The 22,922-nt window shown below is 32.7% G+C and carries 16 protein-coding genes, 1 tRNA gene and 1 rRNA gene; 14 read left to right on the forward strand and 4 right to left on the reverse strand.

The window, feature by feature from the left end; genetic code table 11:
* Positions 1–52 precede the first annotated feature (52 nt).
* Both ATE84_RS20720 and ATE84_RS20725 read right to left on the reverse strand, forming a co-directional pair.
* Positions 53–126 (reverse strand) — tRNA-Ile (locus ATE84_RS20720).
* 181 nt (positions 127–307) lie between these two features.
* Positions 308–1,829: ribosomal RNA gene (locus ATE84_RS20725) — 16S ribosomal RNA — on the reverse strand.
* An 820-nt stretch (positions 1,830–2,649) separates the two neighbouring features.
* Here ATE84_RS20725 and thrS point away from each other — a divergent pair.
* The 11 genes from thrS to ATE84_RS20780 all read left to right on the forward strand — a co-directional run bounded on the left by thrS (position 2,650) and on the right by ATE84_RS20780 (position 15,766).
* A complete protein-coding gene (gene thrS, locus ATE84_RS20730) occupies positions 2,650–4,596 on the forward strand; it encodes a threonine--tRNA ligase (RefSeq protein WP_101449783.1) in 1,947 nt (648 codons plus the stop codon).
* A gap of 76 nt (positions 4,597–4,672) precedes the next feature.
* Positions 4,673–5,182: a translation initiation factor IF-3 gene (gene infC, locus ATE84_RS20735; protein WP_074408604.1), complete on the forward strand. Its 510-nt coding sequence runs from the start codon at positions 4,673–4,675 to the stop codon at positions 5,180–5,182.
* A gap of 59 nt (positions 5,183–5,241) precedes the next feature.
* Complete coding sequence (rpmI, locus tag ATE84_RS20740) at positions 5,242–5,439, forward strand: 50S ribosomal protein L35 (protein ID WP_025743024.1); 198 nt, start codon at positions 5,242–5,244, stop codon at positions 5,437–5,439.
* A 141-nt stretch (positions 5,440–5,580) separates the two neighbouring features.
* Positions 5,581–5,925, forward strand: a complete 345-nt coding sequence (rplT, locus tag ATE84_RS20745) for a 50S ribosomal protein L20 (protein ID WP_101449784.1) — start codon at positions 5,581–5,583, stop codon at positions 5,923–5,925.
* 177 nt (positions 5,926–6,102) lie between these two features.
* Positions 6,103–6,510, forward strand: coding sequence for a hypothetical protein (locus ATE84_RS20750; RefSeq protein ID WP_101449785.1), 408 nt, complete (start codon positions 6,103–6,105; stop codon positions 6,508–6,510).
* Between the two features lie 6 nt (positions 6,511–6,516).
* Positions 6,517–9,291, forward strand: a complete 2,775-nt coding sequence (locus ATE84_RS20755) for an ATP-binding protein (protein WP_101449786.1) — start codon at positions 6,517–6,519, stop codon at positions 9,289–9,291.
* Between the two features lie 51 nt (positions 9,292–9,342).
* Complete coding sequence (locus ATE84_RS20760; protein WP_101449787.1) at positions 9,343–10,152, forward strand: RNA methyltransferase; 810 nt, start codon at positions 9,343–9,345, stop codon at positions 10,150–10,152.
* A 94-nt stretch (positions 10,153–10,246) separates the two neighbouring features.
* Positions 10,247–11,479, forward strand: a complete 1,233-nt coding sequence (locus tag ATE84_RS20765; protein ID WP_101449788.1) for a M48 family metallopeptidase — start codon at positions 10,247–10,249, stop codon at positions 11,477–11,479.
* A 165-nt stretch (positions 11,480–11,644) separates the two neighbouring features.
* On the forward strand, positions 11,645–13,852 hold the full coding sequence (locus ATE84_RS20770) for a bifunctional (p)ppGpp synthetase/guanosine-3',5'-bis(diphosphate) 3'-pyrophosphohydrolase (protein WP_101449789.1): 2,208 nt from the start codon (positions 11,645–11,647) through the stop codon (positions 13,850–13,852).
* 175 nt (positions 13,853–14,027) lie between these two features.
* The gene (locus ATE84_RS20775) at positions 14,028–14,495 is read left to right on the forward strand and encodes a Fur family transcriptional regulator (RefSeq protein ID WP_024771200.1); all 468 of its coding nucleotides are present in this window, start codon (positions 14,028–14,030) and stop codon (positions 14,493–14,495) included.
* Entirely contained in the window at positions 14,495–15,766 is a 1,272-nt protein-coding gene (locus ATE84_RS20780; protein WP_101449790.1) for an adenylosuccinate synthase, read from the forward strand. Before ATE84_RS20775 ends, ATE84_RS20780 begins: the two co-directional genes overlap by 1 nt.
* A gap of 71 nt (positions 15,767–15,837) precedes the next feature.
* Here ATE84_RS20780 and ATE84_RS26335 read toward each other — a convergent pair whose 3' ends face one another.
* Positions 15,838–16,014 (reverse strand): hypothetical protein, encoded by a 177-nt coding sequence (locus ATE84_RS26335; RefSeq protein WP_158237312.1) that lies wholly within the window; start codon positions 16,012–16,014, stop codon positions 15,838–15,840.
* A gap of 244 nt (positions 16,015–16,258) precedes the next feature.
* Entirely contained in the window at positions 16,259–17,629 is a 1,371-nt protein-coding gene (locus ATE84_RS20785; protein ID WP_101449791.1) for a tetratricopeptide repeat protein, read from the reverse strand.
* Positions 17,630–18,116: 487 nt separating this feature from the next.
* On the opposite strand from ATE84_RS20785, the gene ATE84_RS20790 reads away from it, so the two are divergent.
* The 3 genes from ATE84_RS20790 (at position 18,117) to ATE84_RS20800 (ending at position 22,872) form a co-directional block, all read left to right on the forward strand.
* Positions 18,117–19,877, forward strand: coding sequence for an OstA-like protein (locus ATE84_RS20790; protein WP_101449792.1), 1,761 nt, complete (start codon positions 18,117–18,119; stop codon positions 19,875–19,877).
* A gap of 82 nt (positions 19,878–19,959) precedes the next feature.
* Complete coding sequence (locus tag ATE84_RS20795) at positions 19,960–21,150, forward strand: aspartate aminotransferase family protein (RefSeq protein WP_101449793.1); 1,191 nt, start codon at positions 19,960–19,962, stop codon at positions 21,148–21,150.
* A 330-nt stretch (positions 21,151–21,480) separates the two neighbouring features.
* Positions 21,481–22,872, forward strand: coding sequence for a tetratricopeptide repeat protein (locus tag ATE84_RS20800; RefSeq protein WP_101449794.1), 1,392 nt, complete (start codon positions 21,481–21,483; stop codon positions 22,870–22,872).
* The last annotated feature ends 50 nt before the right edge of the window (positions 22,873–22,922 follow it).

The following is a 22,922-nucleotide window of genomic DNA, read 5'->3' on the forward strand; positions in this document are numbered from 1 at the left end:
TTATGAACTTATCATTTAAATCTTAAATCTACAATCGTAGATCTTAAATCTGTAGTCTCAGGCAGACTCGAACTGCCGACCTCTACATTATCAGTGTAGCGCTCTAACCAGCTGAGCTATGAGACTGTCTTATAGTAGTGAGTAATCAGTAATTAGTAATTAGATATAAATCTAAAATAATCTTACTTAACACTTAATACATCTGTACTCAAAACTAAATAATTAATTAACAGCATAAAGACTAAAAACAACCAAGATACATTCCATCGTATCATTTTTGGTCTCCTATTAAATAGGAAATCTCTAGAAAGGAGGTGTTCCAGCCGCACCTTCCGGTACGGCTACCTTGTTACGACTTAGCCCCAGTTACCAGTTTTACCCTAGGCCGCTCCTTACGGTGACGGACTTCAGGTACTCCCAGCTTCCATGGCTTGACGGGCGGTGTGTACAAGGCCCGGGAACGTATTCACCGGATCATGGCTGATATCCGATTACTAGCGATTCCAGCTTCACGGAGTCGAGTTGCAGACTCCGATCCGAACTGTGATAGGCTTTATAGATTCGCTCCTGGTCACCCAGTGGCTGCTCTCTGTACCTACCATTGTAGCACGTGTGTGGCCCAGGACGTAAGGGCCGTGATGATTTGACGTCATCCCCACCTTCCTCGCGGTTTGCACCGGCAGTCTTGCTAGAGTTCCCGACATCACTCGCTGGCAACTAACAACAGGGGTTGCGCTCGTTATAGGACTTAACCTGACACCTCACGGCACGAGCTGACGACAACCATGCAGCACCTTGTAAATTGCCCGAAGGAAAGTCTATCTCTAAACCTGTCAATCTACATTTAAGCCCTGGTAAGGTTCCTCGCGTATCATCGAATTAAACCACATGCTCCACCGCTTGTGCGGGCCCCCGTCAATTCCTTTGAGTTTCATTCTTGCGAACGTACTCCCCAGGTGGGTTACTTATCACTTTCGCTTAGCCACTCAGACCGAAGTCCGAACAGCTAGTAACCATCGTTTACGGCGTGGACTACCAGGGTATCTAATCCTGTTCGCTACCCACGCTTTCGTCCCTTAGCGTCAATTAATTGTTAGTGATCTGCCTTCGCAATCGGTATTCTGTGTAATATCTATGCATTTCACCGCTACACTACACATTCTAACCACTTCACAATAATTCAAGACTTGCAGTATCAATGGCAATTTTCCGGTTGAGCCGAAAACTTTCACCACTGACTTACAAACCCGCCTACGGACCCTTTAAACCCAATGATTCCGGATAACGCTTGGATCCTCCGTATTACCGCGGCTGCTGGCACGGAGTTAGCCGATCCTTATTCGTAGAGTACCGTCAGCATCTCACACGTGAGATGGTTTCTTCCTCTATAAAAGTAGTTTACAACCCATAGGGCAGTCTTCCTACACGCGGCATGGCTGGATCAGAGTTGCCTCCATTGTCCAATATTCCTCACTGCTGCCTCCCGTAGGAGTCTGGTCCGTGTCTCAGTACCAGTGTGGGGGATCTCCCTCTCAGGACCCCTATCTATCGTAGCCTTGGTATGCCGTTACCATACCAACTAGCTAATAGAACGCATAGTCATCTTATAGCAATAAATCTTTAATCCTTAGTGAATGCTCACTTAAGATACTATAAGGTATTAATCCAAATTTCTCTGGGCTATCCCTTACTATAAGGTAGATTCTATACGCGTTACGCACCCGTGCGCCGGTCGTCAGCGAGTGCAAGCACTCCTGTTACCCCTCGACTTGCATGTGTTAAGCCTGCCGCTAGCGTTCATCCTGAGCCAGGATCAAACTCTTCATCGTTTGTCTTTAAATATTATTCAAAACAATACAACGGAATTATAATCGTATCTCAATAATGTCTCTAGTCTTTATTCTTTGTATAAACTATTAATAGTTTAATACGCGCTGTCAATCAATATGTCTATGAACTTTTTTAACTAATAAAGCAATCTTCATCGCTATTAATTATAGATCGTAAATAAGGAATCGAACCCTATAAATGTTTACAAAAAACACCCTAAACCAATACTACTATTTTTATGAACTATGCTTTGTTTCTCTAAGCGGGTGCAAATATACAACCCTTTTTATTTCTACAAAGTTTTTTTTGATTTATTTTTAAAAAAAATTCTAAGAAAAAAATCAAACCAAATCTCAATGAACTCGCAAAAACATATCCCATTTTTGCAGGGCGCAAACATACAACCCTTTTTTATTCTGACAAGACTTTTTTGATAAAGTTTTTAAAACTTTCTCTTAACCTGAAAATCAAAAAAATAAATCTCAATGAACTCCCAAAACAATATCCCGTTTTGCGGGTGCAAATATAGAAACCTTTTTATTTCTAACAACAACTTTTCTTAACTATTTTGAAACTTTTTCTTAATATCTTGATATTACATTATTTACACGAAAATGAAAATAAAAACTCAAATTACACTACACAAACCTTTCAATATATAACCACAAAAAGCACAACCAAGACACATCAAAGATTCCGAATATCAACAACTACTCTACCATACAACTTTATTATAACAATAATCTATTAAATTATACCTTATATATATTGTATGGATTTTATTATCGTATTATCTTTACCCCTTTAATTAGAAAAAAAATGATCAAGATTACCTTACCAGACGGTTCAATTAGAGAATACAATAGCGAAGTTACTGCTATGGATGTTGCAAAAGATATTAGCGAAGGTTTTGCCAGAAATGTAATTTCTGCAAAATTTAACGGAACGACTATCGAAACCTCCACAGAATTAACCACAGATGGTAATCTTGTTTTATTCACATGGAGAGATGATGAAGGCAAAACAGCATTTAGACATTCTACATCTCATGTATTGGCTCAAGCTCTTGAGGAATTATACCCTGGTGTTAAACTATCTATTGGCCCGGCTATAGATAATGGATTCTATTATGATGTAGACTTAGGAGATCAAATTATTTCTGAAAAAGACTTTAAAGCGATCGAAGACAAAATGCTTGAAATTGCAAGAGGAAAGCATGATTTCAAAATGAGATCTATTTCTAAAGCTGATGCCTTAACCAAATACAAAGAAGAAAATAATGAGTATAAGGTTGAATTAATTGAAAACTTAGAAGATGGCACCATAACATTTTGCGATCACGATACTTTTACTGACTTATGTAGAGGAGGACACATTCCTAACACAGGACTTATTAAAGCTGTGAAAATCATGAGTGTTGCGGGAGCATATTGGCGAGGTGATGAAAATAACAAGCAATTAACAAGAGTTTACGGAACTTCTTTTCCCAAACAAAAGGAATTAAAAGAATACTTAGAACTACTTGAAGAAGCTAAGAAACGTGACCACAGAAAACTCGGAAAAGAGTTAGGACTTTTCACTTTTTCCCAAAGAGTAGGTCAAGGACTACCTCTTTGGCTTCCTAAAGGAGCTGCTTTGCGTGATCGTTTGGAACAGTTTTTGAAAAAAGCACAGAAGAAAGCTGGTTATGAAATGGTAGTTACACCTCATATTGGCCAAAAAGAATTGTACGTAACTTCTGGTCATTATGCAAAATATGGAGAGGATAGCTTTCAACCTATTAATACTCCGGCAGAAGGCGAGGAATTTTTGTTAAAACCAATGAATTGCCCTCATCATTGTGAGATTTACAACAGTCAACCATGGTCGTATCGAGATTTACCGAAACGATATGCAGAGTTTGGTACAGTATACAGATATGAACAAAGCGGAGAGCTTCATGGTCTAACTCGAGTAAGAGGATTTACTCAAGATGATGCCCATATTTTTTGTACTCCTGATCAATTAGATTTAGAGTTTAAAAAAGTAATTGATTTAGTTTTATATGTTTTTAGATCTTTAGGTTTTGAAGATTTCACAGCTCAAGTTTCTTTAAGAGACATAGAAAATCCTGATAAATATATAGGAGATGTCGAAAATTGGGAAAAAGCAGAAAATGCCATTATAAATGCCGCAAAAGACAAAGGGTTAAATTATGTAATAGAAAGTGGGGAAGCTGCTTTTTACGGCCCTAAGCTCGATTTTATGGTAAAAGATGCATTAGGAAGAAGTTGGCAACTAGGAACTATACAGGTAGATTATAATCTCCCTGAGCGTTTTGACCTTACCTACAAAGGTAGTGATAACGAATTACACAGGCCAGTAATGATTCACAGAGCTCCTTTTGGTAGTTTGGAACGATTTATTGCCATCTTGCTAGAACATACAGGAGGTAATTTCCCTCTATGGCTAATGCCAGAACAAGCTATTATACTCTCTATCAGCGAGAAATATGAAAAATACACTGAAAAAGTTTTAAATTTGTTAGAAAATGACGAAATTCGCGCCCTTACCGATCATAGAAATGAAACGATAGGTAAAAAAATTAGAGAAGCAGAAATGAATAAATTTCCTTATATTATCATCGTAGGGGAACAAGAAGAGAGAGACAATACCATATCTGTTCGCAAACATGGTGGTGAAGATTTAGGAGCTATATCTGTCGAAGAGTTTTCTAAAATAATAAAAGAAGAAATTAACAGAACGCTAATACCGTTTAATGGATAACGATAAATTAAGTTTAATTTAAAAATTTTAAGTCATAGCAATAAGAAGAAGAAGGTCTCAAAAACCACTAAGAGTAATCAAAGAAGATGCACACAGAATCAATCATAAAATTCGTGTTGATGAAGTGCGTCTTGTAGGTGACAATGTAGAAGTTGGCGTTTACCCAACAAAAAAAGCACTACAGCTTGCTGAAGAGCAAGAACTTGATCTTGTAGAAATTTCGCCTAAAGCAGTGCCTCCTGTTTGCAAAATAATGGATTACAAAAAATTCCTTTATGAACAGAAGAAAAGAGACAAAGCCTTAAAATCAAAAGCAACTAAGGTTGTTATTAAAGAAATTAGATTTGGTCCCAACACCGATGAGCATGATTATGAATTTAAGAAAAAGCATGCTATTAAATTTTTATCAGAAGGTGCCAAACTAAAAGCCTATGTCTTTTTTAAAGGGCGTTCTATAATATACAAAGATCAAGGTCAAATTCTACTACTTAGATTAGCACAAGAGTTAGAAGAGTATGGCAAAGTAGAGCAAATGCCTAAACTTGAAGGTAAACGAATGATTATGTTTATCGCTCCAAAAAAATAAGAAATTCCTACATACGGAATAATTAAGATAATAAGTGAGATTATAAAAACAAGGATACAATGCCTAAAATGAAAACAAAATCCAGTGCAAAAAAGCGTTTTAAGCTTACCGGTACTGGTAAATTAAAAAGAAAGCACGCTTTTAAGAGTCATATTTTGACAAAAAAATCTAAAAAACGTAAGCTTGCTTTAACGCACTCAACATTAGTGCACAAAAGCGATGAAAATAGTATTAAAGAACAATTACGTTTAAAGTAATTCTTTTTTAATCAGGTTAGAATTAGTATAAACCCAGGAGTTAGGCCTACAAATTTTAGATTGACAATTCTCGAATTAAGATGTAAAATTTAAATGATCAAGTGTCGGTTATCGACCGCCTACTACTAAAAAATTTAAATTATGCCAAGATCAGTAAATTCTGTTGCAAAAAGAGCTAGAAGAAAAAAAGTTCTCAAGCAAGCAAAAGGTTATTTCGGACGTCGTAAAAACGTTTGGACAGTAGCAAAAAATGCGGTTGACAAAGCGATGCAATATTCGTATAGAGATCGTAGAGCAAAAAAGAGAACTTTCCGTGCATTATGGATTACTCGTATTAATGCGGGTGCTCGTTTACACGGTATGTCTTATTCTCAATTTATGGGAAAAGTAAAAGCTAATAATATCGAATTAAACCGTAAGGTTCTTGCCGATTTAGCGATGAACAACCCAGAAGCTTTTCAAGCAATTGTAGAAAAAGTAAAGTAATTCTTTTAGTAAAATAATACAATCTCACTTATAAAAAATCCTGCTTTTAGAAGCAGGATTTTTTTATACATGACACTTAAGTCGAAACTGTATTTCGTCGTTAAAAACAGCATTTAGTCTATCAAAAAGAATTCAAATTGGTATTTTTTCATTACTTTTAAGAAAACTGGACAAAGTATGAAAAAAAAAGACTTTTTATTTATATTAGTATTGCTTTTCATAAGTCGAGAATCATTTGCTCAAGATCATAGTGCACATTCTAATACTAGTAATTTAGGAGTAGAACAAATTTTTGGACTTTTAGAAATGCCCTTTCTAGCTATCGCTCTTGTATTTAGTTTTCTAACAGCAACAAGGTTAAAAGGAGGAAAATTTGGATCAGGAATGACACTACTCGCTTGGGGGTTTGTAGTTATGGCTCTTGGACATCTTCATATGCAAATAGCTCATATCTTTGACTATAATATTTTCAAGAATATATTTGGGGATACTTTGGGCAATTACATTTGGTTCATTGCGTTAATTATTACATGGGGTTTATCAGCATTAGGTTTTTACAAAATATATAAAGCTAGCAAAATATGACCCTAGATGATCTCAAAATGGTTTAAAAGAATAACGACCACTAAGAAAACTAATCCAAAAAAAAGCCAAGAAGAGCAAGATATTATTGATCTAATTGATTTTCTTTGGAAAGAGATTGACATATCTAAAAACACTTCTAATCTAAAAATAAAAGTAAAAGCTTTTAGAGAATTTTCTCATGTAAAAAAGATTGAGTTTTTACCCGAAATATATTTATTACTAGAAGAATACATTACAGAAAAAAACGAAATTAGACGACCTAGTAAACAATTTGTACGTAATCAAATTATAGAGCAGTATAATTCGGTATTCAAACACACATCTTTTAAATTAATATTTGATCCACTAAAAGAACAAGAATTAATCTTATGCAAAGTTTTTCTCTCTAAAGTATTAGAGAAATCTTCAGAACTTATTGGAAGTTATAATGATCTAAAAATCATTCAGATCAAAAAATATCTTAACACTCCATATGATTTTCGAACTATTGACCTCATCAAAGAGAGAAAAAATCTATTAGAGTTTTCTAATCAGATTTTTCTTAAAATCAAAAATAGTTTAGGCATAAATGCAATTACCAATATCTATTTACTTATCTATAAAAAGCATTTTCAATCTTATCATTTATTAGACTCATTTACTGCAACATTAAATGTAATTCCCGAAGAAATTCTTGCTAAAGACCTTATCAATTTTCCTAGTAAACAACAAATGCATAAGATGCTGCAGAAACAGCTCTATAGCTTAGAAGAAATCAACGAAAGGCTTACAGAAGAAGTTATAGAAAGAAAAAAAGTAGAGGAAGAACTAAAATATAGTGAACATCTAAATACAACAATTTTAGAAACAGCAATGGATGGGGTGATTTTGGTGAATAGTAAAGGAGTGGTATTGAATTGGAATAAGCAAGCAGAAAATATACTAGAGTTAAAAAGAGAGGAAACAATTGGCCACAATATCTATTCGTTGGTCCCCTATAAACTTAGACAAGAGTTAAAAAGAAGTTTTAGTAATTATATACAAACCGGAAATGATGAATTGATCAATAAAAGAGTAGAAACCTCTGTAAACAGAAAAAATGGTTCTATTGTATACATAGAGCTTACAGTTATTGCTATTGAAACCAAAGATGATTATCTTTTCAATGGTTTTTTTAGAGATATAACAAATCGAAAGATTATTGATAATGAAATTAGAGAAGCTAAAGTTATCGCAGAAAAATCTACTAAGGCAAAGACTGTTTTCTTGTCTAACATGAGTCATGAAATCAGAACTCCCCTTAATGTTATTTTAGGACTTACTGGTATTTTACAAAAAAGTAACTTTACAAACCCTCAAGTTGACAAAAAGAACTTGGATGGAATTCAATTTTCTGCCGAAAACCTTTTAATACTAATCAATGACATTCTTGATTTTTCTAAAATTGAAGCTGGAAAACTCACATTACATAATACAGATTTTAGTCTTAAGGAATTAATCACTAACATCTCACGTGGTTTTAAAATAAAAGCAGATGAAAAAGGTTTAAAATATACAACGCTTATTACCCCTTCTGTACCTAAATTTATTATTGGAGATCAACTTAGACTAAATCAAATCCTAATTAACCTAATAGGTAATGCTATAAAATTTACGCAAACTGGTGAGATAACGATACAGGTAAAAACGGAAGAATCAAGCACAGAAGGAATCATTATCAATTTTTCTGTTAAAGATACAGGGGTTGGTATCCCAGAAAATAAGCTCAAGAATATTTTTGAAAGTTTTTATCAGGTACACAAACCAGGAAAAGATAAGATTGAGGGAACAGGGCTTGGCCTTTCTATCTCTAAACAACTTATTGAACTGCAAGGAGGAATACTTAAAGCTGAAAGCAAACCAGGAGCTGGATCTACTTTTGATTTCTCTATAACCTATGGCAAAAGTAATTTTAGATCTACAGGAATAAACAAGAAACATACTACAATGTCTGATAATACCCCTAACCTATCTGGGATGAGAGTACTGGTCGTTGAAGACAACAAAATGAATCAGTTCTTTATAAAACAATTATTCTCTAATTGGCATATAGACACGCATATAGCTGATAATGGAGTGATTGCATTAGAAAAACTCAAAAGCTCTACTTATGACCTTATTCTTATGGATATGCATATGCCCATAATGGATGGTCCTGAAACTACAGAAATCATAAGAAACTCTAATAATAATCAAATCAATAAAATACCAATAATAGCTTGCTCGGCAGACGTGTTTCCTGAATCAAAAAAGAAAGCAATAGAATCAGGAATGAATTTTTATCTTACTAAGCCGCTAAGTGAGCAGGCTCTTGAAGAAGTACTATTAAGTATTCAATCAAAAAACTCACAAAACGATATCTCTATACCTAACAACATTGATCATCCCAACAAGTTAACATCCCTAGAAACCAAAAAATTATGTGACCTGTCTTTTCTAAAAAATACTTTTGACAATGATACCGAGATCATTAAAGGTGTTTTACAAATGTTCATTGATGAAACCCCCAAGGACTATCAAAAACTAAGACAGGCCATTGAAGAAAAAAACTGGGGCGTGACACAAGAAACTGCTCACAAACTTAAATCTAGCTTTAAAACTATTGGTCTAAAAAATGAAACAGATATTCTGCAAAAAATAGAATATTCGTCAAAAGAAAAATTAGATTTTAACCTACTCAAAGAACACTTCATGGTACTAAATCAATCCTACTCTAAAATCATCAAAGAAATCAATAATTACATACAAGATTTCCCCTCTTAAATACATAAAAAAGAAAACATTTTTTTATTCGCTATTATTATCTTTGCGTTTATGCAAAACCAAATAAAAAGTTTTCAGAATGATAAAATAAAATTTCTTAACCAACTTAAAGAAAAATCGAGAGTTCGGAAAAGAGAAAAACGTTTTATTATTGAAGGTAAACGTGAAATTACATTAGCCATACAGGGAGGATACTCAATCTCTCAACTTTATTATTGTTCTTCTATAATCACTTATGAAGAAATTTCAACACTAATTACCACCTTTTCTCATCAAATTGAGCTGTTTGAGATTACTTTAGAAATATACCAGAAGTTAGCCTACAGAACCACAACTGAGGGGGTCATTGCATTGATGATTTCAAAAGATATTGGCATAGAAAATTTCACATTATCATCTACCAACCCTCTAATTCTTGTTGCCGAGGCTCCAGAAAAACCTGGTAATATAGGAGCATTATTACGTACCGCGGATGCGGCACAATTAGACGCTGTTTTTATTGCAAATCCTAAAACAGATATATACAACCCAAATATTATACGGTCTAGTGTAGGGTGTATATTTACAAATAAAATAGCAACAGGATCGTCTGAGAATATTATAGATTTCTTAAAAAAACACAACATCCACATCTATGGAGCTGCATTACAAAAATCTGTTGATTACCACACTCAAGATTACACCAAACCTTCTGCATTAGTTGTTGGTACAGAAGCTACAGGGCTAAGCAACATCTTTTTAGAAAATGCAACTCAAAATATCAAGATACCTATGAGTGGTGTGATAGATTCGATGAATGTTTCGGTCGCAGCCGGAATTCTTATTTTTGAAGCAAAACGACAACGGGGCTTCAATGGTTAAAAGATTAAAAATAGTATCAAAAATCAATTAAAAATCATTAACTTACAATTTCCTACATATCCCAAATCTTTAAACTACTAATTGCTCTAAACCAATGACCCCCAATTCCCTTTTTTACTTATTAATAGCTATAATTATTATTGTATTTCTAATAGATTCTTTATTAGATATTCTTAATTCTAGACACTATAATAATCAGATTCCACAAGAACTCGCAGACGTTTACCCTGAAGAAGAATACCGAAAATCAATAGCTTATAAAAGGGCTAATTATAAATTTAAATTAGTTTCTTCTACTATTTCGTTGTGTATAATGCTTGTATTTTTCTTTTTAGATGGGTTTGCCCTAGTAGATAATATATCAAGAAGTATTTCAAATAACCCCATTATAATTGGTCTTATTTTTTTTGGAATCATAATGATTGGAAGTGACATTCTCTCTACTCCTGCTACCTATTATAAAATTTTTGTTATTGAAGAAAAATTTGGTTTCAACAAAACTACTGTAAAAACCTTTTTTATTGACAAAATAAAAAGCATTATAATGATGATAATTGTTGGAGGTGGGCTTTTGGCATTAATTATATGGTTTTATCAAATTACAGGAAATTCTTTTTGGATCTATGCATGGACATTGGTATCTATATTTACATTGGCAATGAATATGTTTTATGCAAAGCTTATTGTCCCTATATTTAATAAACAAACCCCTTTAGAAACTGGAGAACTAAGAAATACTATTGAAGCATACTCTAAGAAAGTCGGTTTTCAGTTAAAAGATATTTTTGTCATTGATGGCTCTAAAAGAAGTACTAAAGCAAATGCTTACTTTTCTGGTTTGGGTAGCGAAAAAAGGATCACTCTTTATGATACATTAGTCAACGATCTAGATAATGAAGAGATTGTTGCAGTATTAGCTCATGAAGTTGGGCATTATAAAAAAAGACATGTAATCATTAATTTGTTTTTGTCCATTACACTTACTGGTTTAACATTATGGTTTTTATCTCTTTTTATTGGCAACCCTCTGCTATCTGAAGCACTTGGAGTAGAAACCCCTTCCTTTCATATTGGACTTATAGCTTTTGGAATTTTATATAGTCCGATTTCAGAAATAACCGGATTAATAATGAATATAGTTTCTAGAGCTTTCGAGTATCAGGCAGACAACTATGCAAAAGAGACTTACAACAATGAAGCATTAATTAGCAGTTTAAAAAAATTGTCGAAAAATAACCTTAGTAATCTAACTCCTCACCCTGCTATGGTATTTATTCATTACTCACATCCTACTCTATTACAAAGAATTAAAAATCTTAGAAAATAAATCCCTTACTCAAGACTTGGTGGTTACATTTCTTAATTGTATTTTTAATTATTAATGACAAAAAAATAATTTAATCATTAATCTCAAGGCACAATTTTGTCGGTTAATATTACTGGGGATATCACACACGATACTTAATAGGGCTTTCTTAAAAAACTTTATGTTATGACTGAAGCTGCTATAGATAAAGAAAATAAACAAATTGCGAAGCAATACAAAGAATTGCTTCGCATTAGTTATAGGAATCTTACTAAAGAAGATAAGGCACTTATACGACAGGCGTTTGACATTGCTGTTGATGCACATAAAGATCAACGTCGTAAAAGTGGTGAAGCTTATATTTTTCATCCTATAGCGGTAGCAAAAATTGTAGCTAGTGAAATTGGATTGGATGCTACATCAATTGCAGCGGCATTACTTCATGATGTTGTAGAAGACACAGAATATACCCTCGTAGATATTGAGCAGATGTTTGGCGAAACAGTAGCTCGTATTGTAGATGGTCTTACCAAGATCTCATCTCTTAAAAAGGATAGAGACATTTCTTTACAAGCAGAGAATTTTAGAAAAATGCTTCTTACACTTAATGATGATGTAAGGGTTATTATTATAAAAATTGCTGATCGTTTACATAATATGCAAACGATGGATGCCATGAGACCGGATAAACAAGTAAAGATTGCGTCTGAAACTTTATACATATATGCCCCTCTTGCTCATCGAATCGGTTTATACAATATCAAAACAGAATTAGAAGATCTGGGCTTAAAATATACCGAACCAGAAGTATATAAAGATATTCTCGAAAAAATTAAAGAGAGTAAGGAAGAACAAGATGAGTATATCAAAAAATTCTCTGATCAGATTAGAGAAGGTCTTGATAAAGAAGGACTAAATTATGAAATAAAAGGAAGGCCTAAATCCATTTTTTCGATTCGTAGAAAAATGGTAAAACAAAACATCTCATTCGACGAAGTGTATGACAAATTCGCAATACGAATAATATACAAGTCTGATAATATCGAGAATGAAAAGTTTATTGCTTGGAAAATATATACTGTAGTAACGGATTATTACAGACCAAACCCTATCCGATTAAGAGATTGGATTTCTCAACCGAAGTCCACTGGTTATGAAGCCTTACACATAACTGTTATTGGCCCAGACAGCAAATGGGTAGAAGTACAAATTCGTAGTGAGCGTATGCATGAAATTGCAGAAAAAGGATACGCAGCACACTATAAATATAAGAATACTGAAGAAAAACAAGATCAAGGATTAGATGGGTGGCTTAATCGATTACAAGAAGCTCTGGAAAATTCTGAAGCAAATGCTGTAGATTTTGTAGAAGAATTTAAACTAAACCTTTATGCAAAAGAAATATTTGTCTTTACTCCGGAAGGTGATCTAAAATCATTACCAAAAGGAGCAACTGCACTTGATTTTGGTTTTAGTGTACATACCGAGGTTGGATTAAGAACTAGAGGTGCACGAGTAAATGGCAAATTAGTACCATTAAGTCATGAGCTTAAAAGTGGTGATCAGGTAGAAATAATCACTTCGACCAAATCAAAACCTTCTTCTAGTTGGCTGGATTATGCTACTACAGCAAGAGCAAGGTCCAAAATTAAATCTGCTTTACGAGACGAGAAAAAACAAATTGCCGAAGATGGAAAAGTCGTTTTAAAACGTAAACTTCGTTCTCAGAAAATAACAATGAGCGAAAAAGTAGTTAATGAACTTGTACTCTATTTTAAACTTAAAACAAGTTTGGATCTGTTTTACAGAGTTGGCATAGGAACTATTGATAATCAAAAAATCAAAGAGTTCGCTACTACTCGAAGTAATGTCTTCATGAATTTTATCAAAAATAGAATTCGAAGAGGTAATATTAAAGATGTTAATAAAGATGAAATTACTTCTAAATACGACTTACTTGTTTTTGGAAAAGATTCAGAAAAACTAGAATATAAATTATCTAATTGTTGTAATCCAATTCCTGGAGATGATGTTTTTGGTTTTATAACAGTTAATGAAGGTATAAAAGTTCATAAAAACAATTGTCCGAATTCGTTACAATTACAAAGTAATTATGCTTATCGTATTATTCCTGCAAAATGGATTGATTCTAGTCAAGAAGAATTCAAAGCTGTAATAAGACTTAATGGTATTGATAATATTGGAGTCGTAAATGAGGTAACTCAAATTATTTCAAACAATATGAGTCTCGCCATATATAACATGAATTTTGACACCAATGATGGGGTTTTTACAGGAAAAATAACAGTAGGTGTCAAAAATAAAAACACTTTAAAAACTGTTATGAAAAACCTTTCAAAAATAAATGGTATCGATAAAGTGGTAAGAGAATAAAATCTTTGTGTTTTTATTCAAAAAAAATCATAAACTAAGAATCGTCTTATTCCATAAAGGCTCTCTTTTATGAAAAGATTGGTTCAAATCAGCTAATTTTAAAAATCCTCAAATAATCGTTTTTAAATCAGAGTCTCACTAATAAAAAATAATGTAACTTTGCGTTTTTAAACGTATGAGTACTAAAGCAACTACACAAAACGATCAAATTATCGTTAAAAATGTTTTCACCAGTTTCTTAGAAGAAAATGGTCATAGAAAAACACCCGAAAGATACGCTATACTTCAAGAGATTTACGAAAGTGATGAGCATTTTGATATAGAATCATTATACATCAAAATGAAAAATAAAAACTATAGGGTAAGTCGTGCCACACTTTATAATACTATAGAGCTTTTATTAGAATGTAAACTAGTTAGAAAACATCAGTTTGGACAAAATCAAGCTCAATACGAAAAATCATATTTCGATAGACAACATGATCATTTAATTTTAACTGATACAGGAGATGTATTAGAATTTTGTGATCCTAGAATTCAATCTATAAAAAAAACAATCGAAGAAATTTTTGATGTAGATATTACAAATCATTCTTTGTATTTCTACGGTACTAAAAAAAACCCAACTAATAAAGATAACTAATGGCGGTAAACTTATTACTTGGTCTTCAATGGGGAGACGAAGGGAAAGGAAAAATTGTAGACGTTCTTACAAAAGATTATAATATTATTGCACGATTTCAAGGTGGTCCTAATGCTGGTCACACTTTAGAATTTGATGGAATCAAACATGTGTTGCATACTATTCCTAGTGGCATTTTTCATGATAAAGCGATTAATTTAGTTGGAAATGGTGTTGTAATAGACCCTGTGATTTTCAAAAAAGAATTGGATAACCTTGATAAATTTAATTTGGATTACAAATCCAAATTGTTGATTTCTAGAAAAGCACATCTAATTCTTCCTACTCATAGGATTCTGGATGCTGCTTCTGAAGCTTCTAAAGGAAAAGCAAAAATAGGTTCTACCTTAAAAGGGATTGGTCCTACGTATATGGACAAAACTGGCAGAAATGGTATTAGAATTGGAGATTTAGAATTAAGTGACTGGAAGGAACGCTATCGCGCTTTAGCCAATAAGCACGAGGCTATGATTGACTTTTATGATTCTAAAATAGAATACGATCTAGTAGAATTAGAGAATGAATTCTTTGAAGCTGTTAAAGTTTTAAAAACACTTACTTTTATTGATAGTGAAGAATATTTACATCAAGCTCAAAAAGAAGGAAAAACAATTCTGGCCGAAGGAGCACAAGGATCTTTATTAGATATAGATTTCGGAACATACCCATTTGTAACTTCGTCAAATACTACTGCAGCAGGAGCATGTACTGGTTTAGGTATTGCACCAAATAAGATTAAAGATGTTTTTGGGATATTTAAAGCATACACTACGCGAGTTGGTAGTGGGCCGTTCCCTACCGAATTATTTGATGAAGATGGAGAAACAATGGCACAAGTTGGTCATGAATTTGGGGCTACAACTGGTAGACCAAGAAGATGTGGATGGTTAGATCTTGTAGCTTTAAAATATGCAGTACATGTAAATGGTGTTACAAAATTAATGATGATGAAAGGCGATGTACTAAGTGGATTTAACACCTTAAAAATATGTACAGCTTATAAATACCAAGGTAAAACAATTACTCATTTACCTTATAATATAGAGCCCGAAAATGTAACACCTATATATACCAAAATGAAAGGTTGGTCAGAAGATCTTACCGGTATGAATGACCCTTCTCAGCTTCCAAAAGAGTTAAACGAATATATTTCATTTTTAGAGAAAGAGTTAGAAACACCAATTACGATTGTTTCTGTAGGACCAGATAGAACGCAAACCATACATAGGTAAAACATATATTATTATAAAAAATAAGAGCGTCTGTCAAAAACAGACGCTCTTATTTTTTATATGCAACACTATTAATTTCCCAAATAAATAAAGGTATTAATTACCAAATAAGGTTGATAGCGATCAAAAGATTGATTTGCTCCGCCGCTATTTAGCGTTACATTATGATTATGATTACCTGCATTACTTGTATTTGTATTTCCTCCAGCTAATAAAATTCTTCTATTTGCATCTACACCATTTCGCACACGTTGATTAGAAAAGAAACCAGCAAATCATAGATATGATTTGCTGTAGTATTATTCGATAGCAGTAACATTAGGTAATCCAAATATAGAACTCCTATCTACCTGTGTATAAAAAAATTGAAGTATAAAGATGAAAATAAAAAATAGTTTTGATTTTATATAGTAATTTCTTTTAACTATAAATATATGAAAGCAAAACACCTATCAGAAAATAAATCTAAAAGACATTTTTTATTAAGAAATATTATAATGAAGTAGTTCCTTCTTTGCTAGGCTTTAACTCTATGATTCGTTCTAATTTTTTCATGATTCTTGGTTTACTATGATACTGTTCAGGAAATGAAATTAACTGTCTAAAACCATAAATATCATCGTCGCCTTTACCTCCACTGCGATTACTTGCAAAATAACCTGTTTTATTCTCTTCATTAATAATAAAGGTAAAATCATCTTTAGGGCTATTAATAGGTTCTCCAAGATTGTAAACTTCAACTAATCCTTCTTTATTTTCCATAGCCATAAAAATATCCAACCCTCCTATTCCCTGATGTCCATCACTTGCAAAAAACAATTTCCCCTTATCACTAATATATGGAAAGGTTTCTCTACCCGAAGTATTAATTTGACTCCCTAGATTCTTAGGGATTCCAAAACTTTTATCTTCATTTATTGCTACTACATACAAATCTGATTTCCCTTGAGTTCCCGGCATATCACTTGCGAAATATAAAAATTTCTCATCATAAGATAATGCGGGGTGTGCTATCGAATACTCATCACTATTAAATGGCAACTCTTCTACATTTCCCCATTTTCCTTTCTCATAACGTGCTCTATAAATTTTTAACAAAACAACACCCTCTGTATTTGTTTTAGATTTTCTTTTAGAGTAATTATTTCTGGTAAAGTATACTGTTTTTCTATCTTTACTAAACGTCGCTGAAGATTCATGGAACTTTGAATTAATATCTCCTTTTAATTTTTTAACACTCTGCTTTTTAACTGTTCCTTTTGTAGTTGTGTATAGGTCCAGAAATGGCTGATTGTTCCATTCATGCACTACTGCAGAAAAATTACGTGTATTTCTTGAAGAAGCAAATACTAATTCCCCATTATTAAAGCTAGGAGCATAATCCGAATATTTCGAATTAATATTTAAAACATCAACTATATATTTTTTTGATTTTTCTTTCTTAAAGGATACATCATTTATTAGGTTATACACCTCCTCTTCTTTCTGATCGTCACTATGACTAGCATATAACTGAGATGTTACATCATCTTCTTTTTCATCTCCCTCTGCACTCTTAAGACACTGTGCATATCTAATTCGATATTCTGATTTCACCTTTTCTGGATACAAAGAAGATAATACTCGATACCATTGTGCTGCCTTTTCTAATTCACCATTAAAGTAATATGAATCCCCTAATCTTTCATATAACTCTATTGAATTACCTCCTTTTTCTATTGCTTTTAAAAACATTTCTCTTGCCTCGATATAGGCATAATTTCTAAAAGCTTCGTTTGCTTTTTCTAATTGTTTTTCTTGAGAAAATACAGCACCCCAAAAAAACAAAAACAATAGAGCCCCTAAGTTTTTTTTCAAAACCATCTATTATCCTTTTGTTAATAGTAAAACGATCTAAACTGTTCTTTTTTTCAAAAAAAGCAACTCTAAATCTATTCTTAATAGTAGATCAGAATAAACAAATTTGTTTTTGATAAAAAATAAAAAGTTAAGATGACGCTATCCCCATAGCATTGATCGTTTCCTTTGTTGTTTCCGGTTGCAATTTACTGATGCTTAAGTAGATCTAGTGTTAAAAAAAATGAAAATTTAATTTATTTGCTTCTTTTTGCCTGTATTAGTCCTTTGATCGTACAAAACTTACAGATCGTCCTTTTTTTATTGATTTATTACATCCCAACTAGTACAGAAATCACTTGTATTTAACTTATCACAGAGGTAAAATATGTTAAAATGCAACATGAGTAGAGACTTATAGTTATTAATTGAACATGACTTACTTTTTATTTTAGCCTCAGAGCTACAATCATTAGATACAATTTTCGTTATTTTGCATACAAATTTGAAACACTTGAAAAACAAATTCTTCTATATATTACTTTCTTTCATATTTTCGGTAGCATCATTTGCACAGGAAGGAAAACAAATTAAAGTTCAATCTGATCGTACCATAAAAGATCAAAATCGGTTTCCCGGAGCAACTATTCTGGCTAAAGTAGACAAACAGGTATACATGCAACATGAAGGAATTGAGATATGGTGTGACCAGGCTATTCATTATGGTGAAGACAAATTTGTAAAGGCCTTAGGAAATGTAAAAATGAAGCAAGGAGATACTATTACTATGACCAGTAAATATGCTGAGTATAATGGTAATACTCAATTTGCATATGCAAGTGATAATGTATTTATGGAAACTCCTTCAAATACATTACGCACAGATACTCTATTCTTTGACCGACTTAAGCAACAAGCTTATTATCGTAGTGGTGGAACGGTTCGGGATTCTTCAAATACATTAACCAGTCAAATTGGCCGGTATTTTATGGATCGTAAACAATATTCATTTAATACGACAGTAAAAATTGTAAATCCAGAAAATACAATAGATTCGGATCGATTAGATTACTATGCAGAAAATGGTCATACATATCTGTATGGCCCTTCAACAGTAAAAGACAAAGAAAGTACCTTATATTGTGAACGAGGGTTCTATGATACTAAAGTTAAGACCGGATATGCTATCAAAAATGCCAAAATCGATTATGATAAACGTACTGTTTTTGGAGATAGTATTTTTTATAATAGTGCTAATCAATTTGCTTCGGCGACTAATAATATTAAAGTACTTGATACGGCTAATAATTCTGTAATTACTGGCCATTATGCCGAAGTTTTTAAAGAAAAAGATTCTGTATTTATTACCAAAAGAGCACTAGCCGCCACTTTACAAGAAAAAGATTCTATTTTTATTCATAGTGACACCTTGATGATTACCGGAAAACCTGAACGAAGAATAATGAATGGTTTTTATGATGTAAGAATCTATAAGAGTAATATGAGTGGTAAAAGTGATTCTATCAATGTTAATCAAACTACAGGTTATACTAAAATGATTGGCCGACCTATTATTTGGTCACAAAGAAATCAAATGACTGGTGATACTATAAAAATTATTTCGAATACAAAAACCGAGAAATTAGACTCACTTATCGTATATCAAAATGCGTTTTTGGTTCAAGAAGACACTCTTAAAGCAGGATATAACCAGGTAAAAGGCCAAATACTTTATGGCTTATTTAAAGATAATGAACTCTATCAGGTAGATATCGATAAAAATACAGAAACTATATTTTACCAAAGAGAAAGTGAAGGAGAGTTAAAACTTATTGGCATTAATAAAGTACTCTCTAGTTCTATTAAATTATTACTAAATAATCGCGAGATAGAAGATGTCTATTATTATCAGAATATTGACGGTACATTATATCGTGAAATTGATCTGCCAGAAAACGCTCGTGAACTCTCTGGTTTTAATTGGCGTGGTGATGAACGTATTAATAGTAAGGCTGACCTATTTAGAGGAGAATCTCCTCCAGAACTTATTAAAATAACAGGAATCCCATTACCAAAAGATGAAGCAGATTTCTTTGATGAAGAAACCGTGAAACGTTTGGAGGATAATAAATCTGAAGGGTCGCGACTATTAGAGCAAAAACTCAAAGATGCTGAACTTAAAGAAACCAACGAAGAACTAGATTCTATTCCTTCTAAAAAGAAAACAAAAGAAGAGCTTAATATTGAAAAGAAAAAAAATCAAAAAGAAGGGTAAAATTGAACATTAATATTATTTCGAATATTAGACAATATCAAGTAACGATACTAAAGCCGAAATATCTAGTAAAAAAACAACCTTGAAACAAGATTTTTTTAAATATCAAGCCCAAACAACTCCGCATCCTTTAGCAATAGAAGTCTCACATGCAGAAGGTAGTTATATTTACGATACCAATGACAAAAAGTATCTGGATTTTGTTGCTGGAGTATCAGCATGTAGCTTAGGCCATAAGCATCCCAGAATTATACGTGCAGTAAAGGATCAGCTAGACAAATATTTGCATGTCATGGTGTATGGAGAATACATACAACAACCTGCTGTAGAACTCACTAAACTATTGGCTTCTCACCTACCCAATCCTTTAGAAAAAACTTACTTAACGAACTCAGGAACCGAAGCTATTGAAGGATCTTTAAAATTAGCCCGAAGAGTTACTGGTCGGAGTCAGATTATTGCTGCAAAACTAGCATATCACGGTAATACTATGGGATCTATGAGTGTCATGGGATACGAAGAGCGAAAACAGGCATTTAGACCATTAATTCCCGATACCGCCTTTATTACATTTAATGATGAAAAAGATGTAAAACAGATTACGAGCAAAACTGCAGCGGTTATCTTAGAAACTATACAAGGAGGAGCCGGATTTATTGAACCTAAAAATGAATATTTAAAAAAGATAAAAAAGCAGTGTGAAGAAGTTGGAGCACTATTAATTTTAGACGAAATACAACCTGGGTTTGGGAGAACTGGTAAATTATTCGGTTTTCAAAATTATGATATCGTTCCTGATATCCTTGTAATGGGTAAAGGAATGGGTGGTGGACTTCCTATCGGAGCCTTTACTGCTTCGACAACAATGATGGATCAATTGCAAGATAATCCTAAATTAGGTCATATTACAACGTTTGGAGGAAACCCTGTCATTGCAGCTGCCGCTTTGGCAACATTACAGGAAATTAATGAAAGTGACGTAATGGCAGCTACTCTGGAAAAAGAAAAACTATTCAGATCACTATTAATTCACCCATTAATTAAAGAAATCAGAGGAGTAGGGCTTATGCTAGCTTTTATAACTCCATCTGCAGAAATAACAAATCAAGTTATATTGAAGTGCCAACACCATGGATTAATCTTATTCTGGTTGCTTTTTGAGCCCCTTGCAGTGCGCATTACACCACCGCTTACTATATCTGAAAAAGAAATCAGAGAAGGATGTCAAATCATTCTTAACGTTTTAAATCAAATACAAGACACCAAAATTTAAACAGTAATTATTGAAGGTTTATTAAAAAAACCGTATCTTTAGTAGACTATCCATTATTTTCACAAATCCATTAATGCTTTTCGGCTTATAAAAAGAAAAACTCTATATCGTTATCTATATAATGGTACGTATTTTGTTAATTAGTTTGTTAAAAACAATTGGTTTTTGAAGTATAATTATTCAATTTCATTTGTAATTTTAATACTGAGGAAATCAATAATGCAAAAATAAATTAAGTAATGGGATTATTAGGTACTTTTGTTTGTCGGGGAGAACAAAAAAGTATTTACATCAATTTTATGATTTATTGAGCATCTTTAATCAACGTGTATGAGATTTAACCACGAAGAAGAAGAAAATAATTTCTCGATTACTCGATACGAGTCTATGTTGAGATCTAATGATGTTAAGTTTTTTGATTCAGATGAATTTGAATCCATCATTCATCACTATCTGGAAAACGGAAAAATTGCTAAGGCAAAAAAGGCAATTTCTTTAGGCCTTTCTCAACATCCGTCGTCTGTTAACCTTAAGTTATTAGAAGTTGAAGTTCTTGTCTTCGAAAATCGCTTAGACAAAGCAGACAATCTTTTGGCTCAACTATATGCTATAGAGCCTGAAAATGAGGAAATCTACATCCAAAAAGCTAATATTCTTTCTAAACAAAACAATCACACAAGAGCTATAGAGTTATTAATGATGGCTCTTAGTTATACAAATGATGCAGCTGATGTGTACTCTCTTATAGGAATGGAGTATCTTTTTATGGATGATTTTGAAAATGCTAAAATCAATTTCATGAAATGTCTCGAAGCAGATGATCAAGATTATTCTGCTTTATATAATGTAATATATTGTTTTGATTTCCTTGAGCAACATGAAGAAGCCATCGAATATCTAAACATGTTTCTAAACAAAAATCCTTACTGTGAAGTTGCATGGCATCAGGTTGGTAAACAATATTTTGATTTAGAAGAATATGAAAAAGCACTTGCCGCTTATGATTTTGCAATTATAAGTGATGAACATTTTATTGGTGCTTATTTAGAAAAAGGAAAAGTATTAGAAAAACTGAAAAGGCATAATGAAGCTATAGAAAACTATAGAATAACATTAGAGCTAGATGACCCTACTTCTTTTGCATTGCTAAGAATAGGAAAATGTTATGAAAAACTAGGCGTAGATGACCTAGCCATTCAACACTATTCTAAGACCGTACATGAAGATCCATTATTAGATAAAGGATGGATAGCCATTACGGATTTCTACATGCGTAAACGCGATTATCAAAAAGCATTATACTATACAAACAAGGCTATAAACATCGATAGTGAGAATGTTTTATACTGGAAACGTTATGCTAAAATAAACAATAGACTTGCATTTTTTGAAGAAGCAGAACGAGGATATAGAAAAGCTATTGAATTAGGAAATTATGAACTAGAAACCTGGCTAAATCGTTCAGATATTCTTAGGTTTATAGGAGAATCAAATGCTGCAGTTCAAAACTTACATCAGGCTATCGAGTTTTATCCAGATAATGCAGAAATTCAATACAGACTTGCAGGTTTACACTATGAACTACAAGACTATCAAAAAGGTGAATATCATATAAGAAAAGCACTGGATCTCGATTATGAATATCATATTGTTTTGGAAGAGCTTTTTGAAAAGATTTTTAATCTTTCTCTTGTTAAAAACATTATTTCTGAATATAAATAATTCTAAAAAAGACTGTTTTTTTTCTACTAGATTACATTGCAAAAATCCAT

This window comes from Aquimarina sp. MAR_2010_214, assembly GCF_002846555.1.
In the GTDB taxonomy this organism is placed as follows: Bacteria; Bacteroidota; Bacteroidia; order Flavobacteriales; family Flavobacteriaceae; genus Aquimarina.

Bases quoted from the DNA above. Each gene is read 5' to 3' on its own strand.
- thrS (WP_101449783.1), top strand. From the start codon at position 2,650: ATGATCAAGATTACCTTACCAGACGGTTCAATTAGAGAATACAATAGC.
- rpmI (WP_025743024.1), top strand. From the start codon at position 5,242: ATGCCTAAAATGAAAACAAAATCCAGTGCAAAAAAGCGTTTTAAGCTT.
- rplT (WP_101449784.1), top strand. From the start codon at position 5,581: ATGCCAAGATCAGTAAATTCTGTTGCAAAAAGAGCTAGAAGAAAAAAA.
- ATE84_RS20750 (WP_101449785.1), top strand. From the start codon at position 6,103: ATGAAAAAAAAAGACTTTTTATTTATATTAGTATTGCTTTTCATAAGT.
- ATE84_RS20755 (WP_101449786.1), top strand. From the start codon at position 6,517: ATGATCTCAAAATGGTTTAAAAGAATAACGACCACTAAGAAAACTAAT.
- ATE84_RS20760 (WP_101449787.1), top strand. From the start codon at position 9,343: ATGCAAAACCAAATAAAAAGTTTTCAGAATGATAAAATAAAATTTCTT.
- ATE84_RS20765 (WP_101449788.1), top strand. From the start codon at position 10,247: ATGACCCCCAATTCCCTTTTTTACTTATTAATAGCTATAATTATTATT.
- ATE84_RS20770 (WP_101449789.1), top strand. From the start codon at position 11,645: ATGACTGAAGCTGCTATAGATAAAGAAAATAAACAAATTGCGAAGCAA.
- ATE84_RS20775 (WP_024771200.1), top strand. From the start codon at position 14,028: ATGAGTACTAAAGCAACTACACAAAACGATCAAATTATCGTTAAAAAT.
- ATE84_RS20780 (WP_101449790.1), top strand. From the start codon at position 14,495: ATGGCGGTAAACTTATTACTTGGTCTTCAATGGGGAGACGAAGGGAAA.
- ATE84_RS20785 (WP_101449791.1), bottom strand. From the start codon at position 17,629: ATGGTTTTGAAAAAAAACTTAGGGGCTCTATTGTTTTTGTTTTTTTGG.
- ATE84_RS20800 (WP_101449794.1), top strand. From the start codon at position 21,481: ATGAGATTTAACCACGAAGAAGAAGAAAATAATTTCTCGATTACTCGA.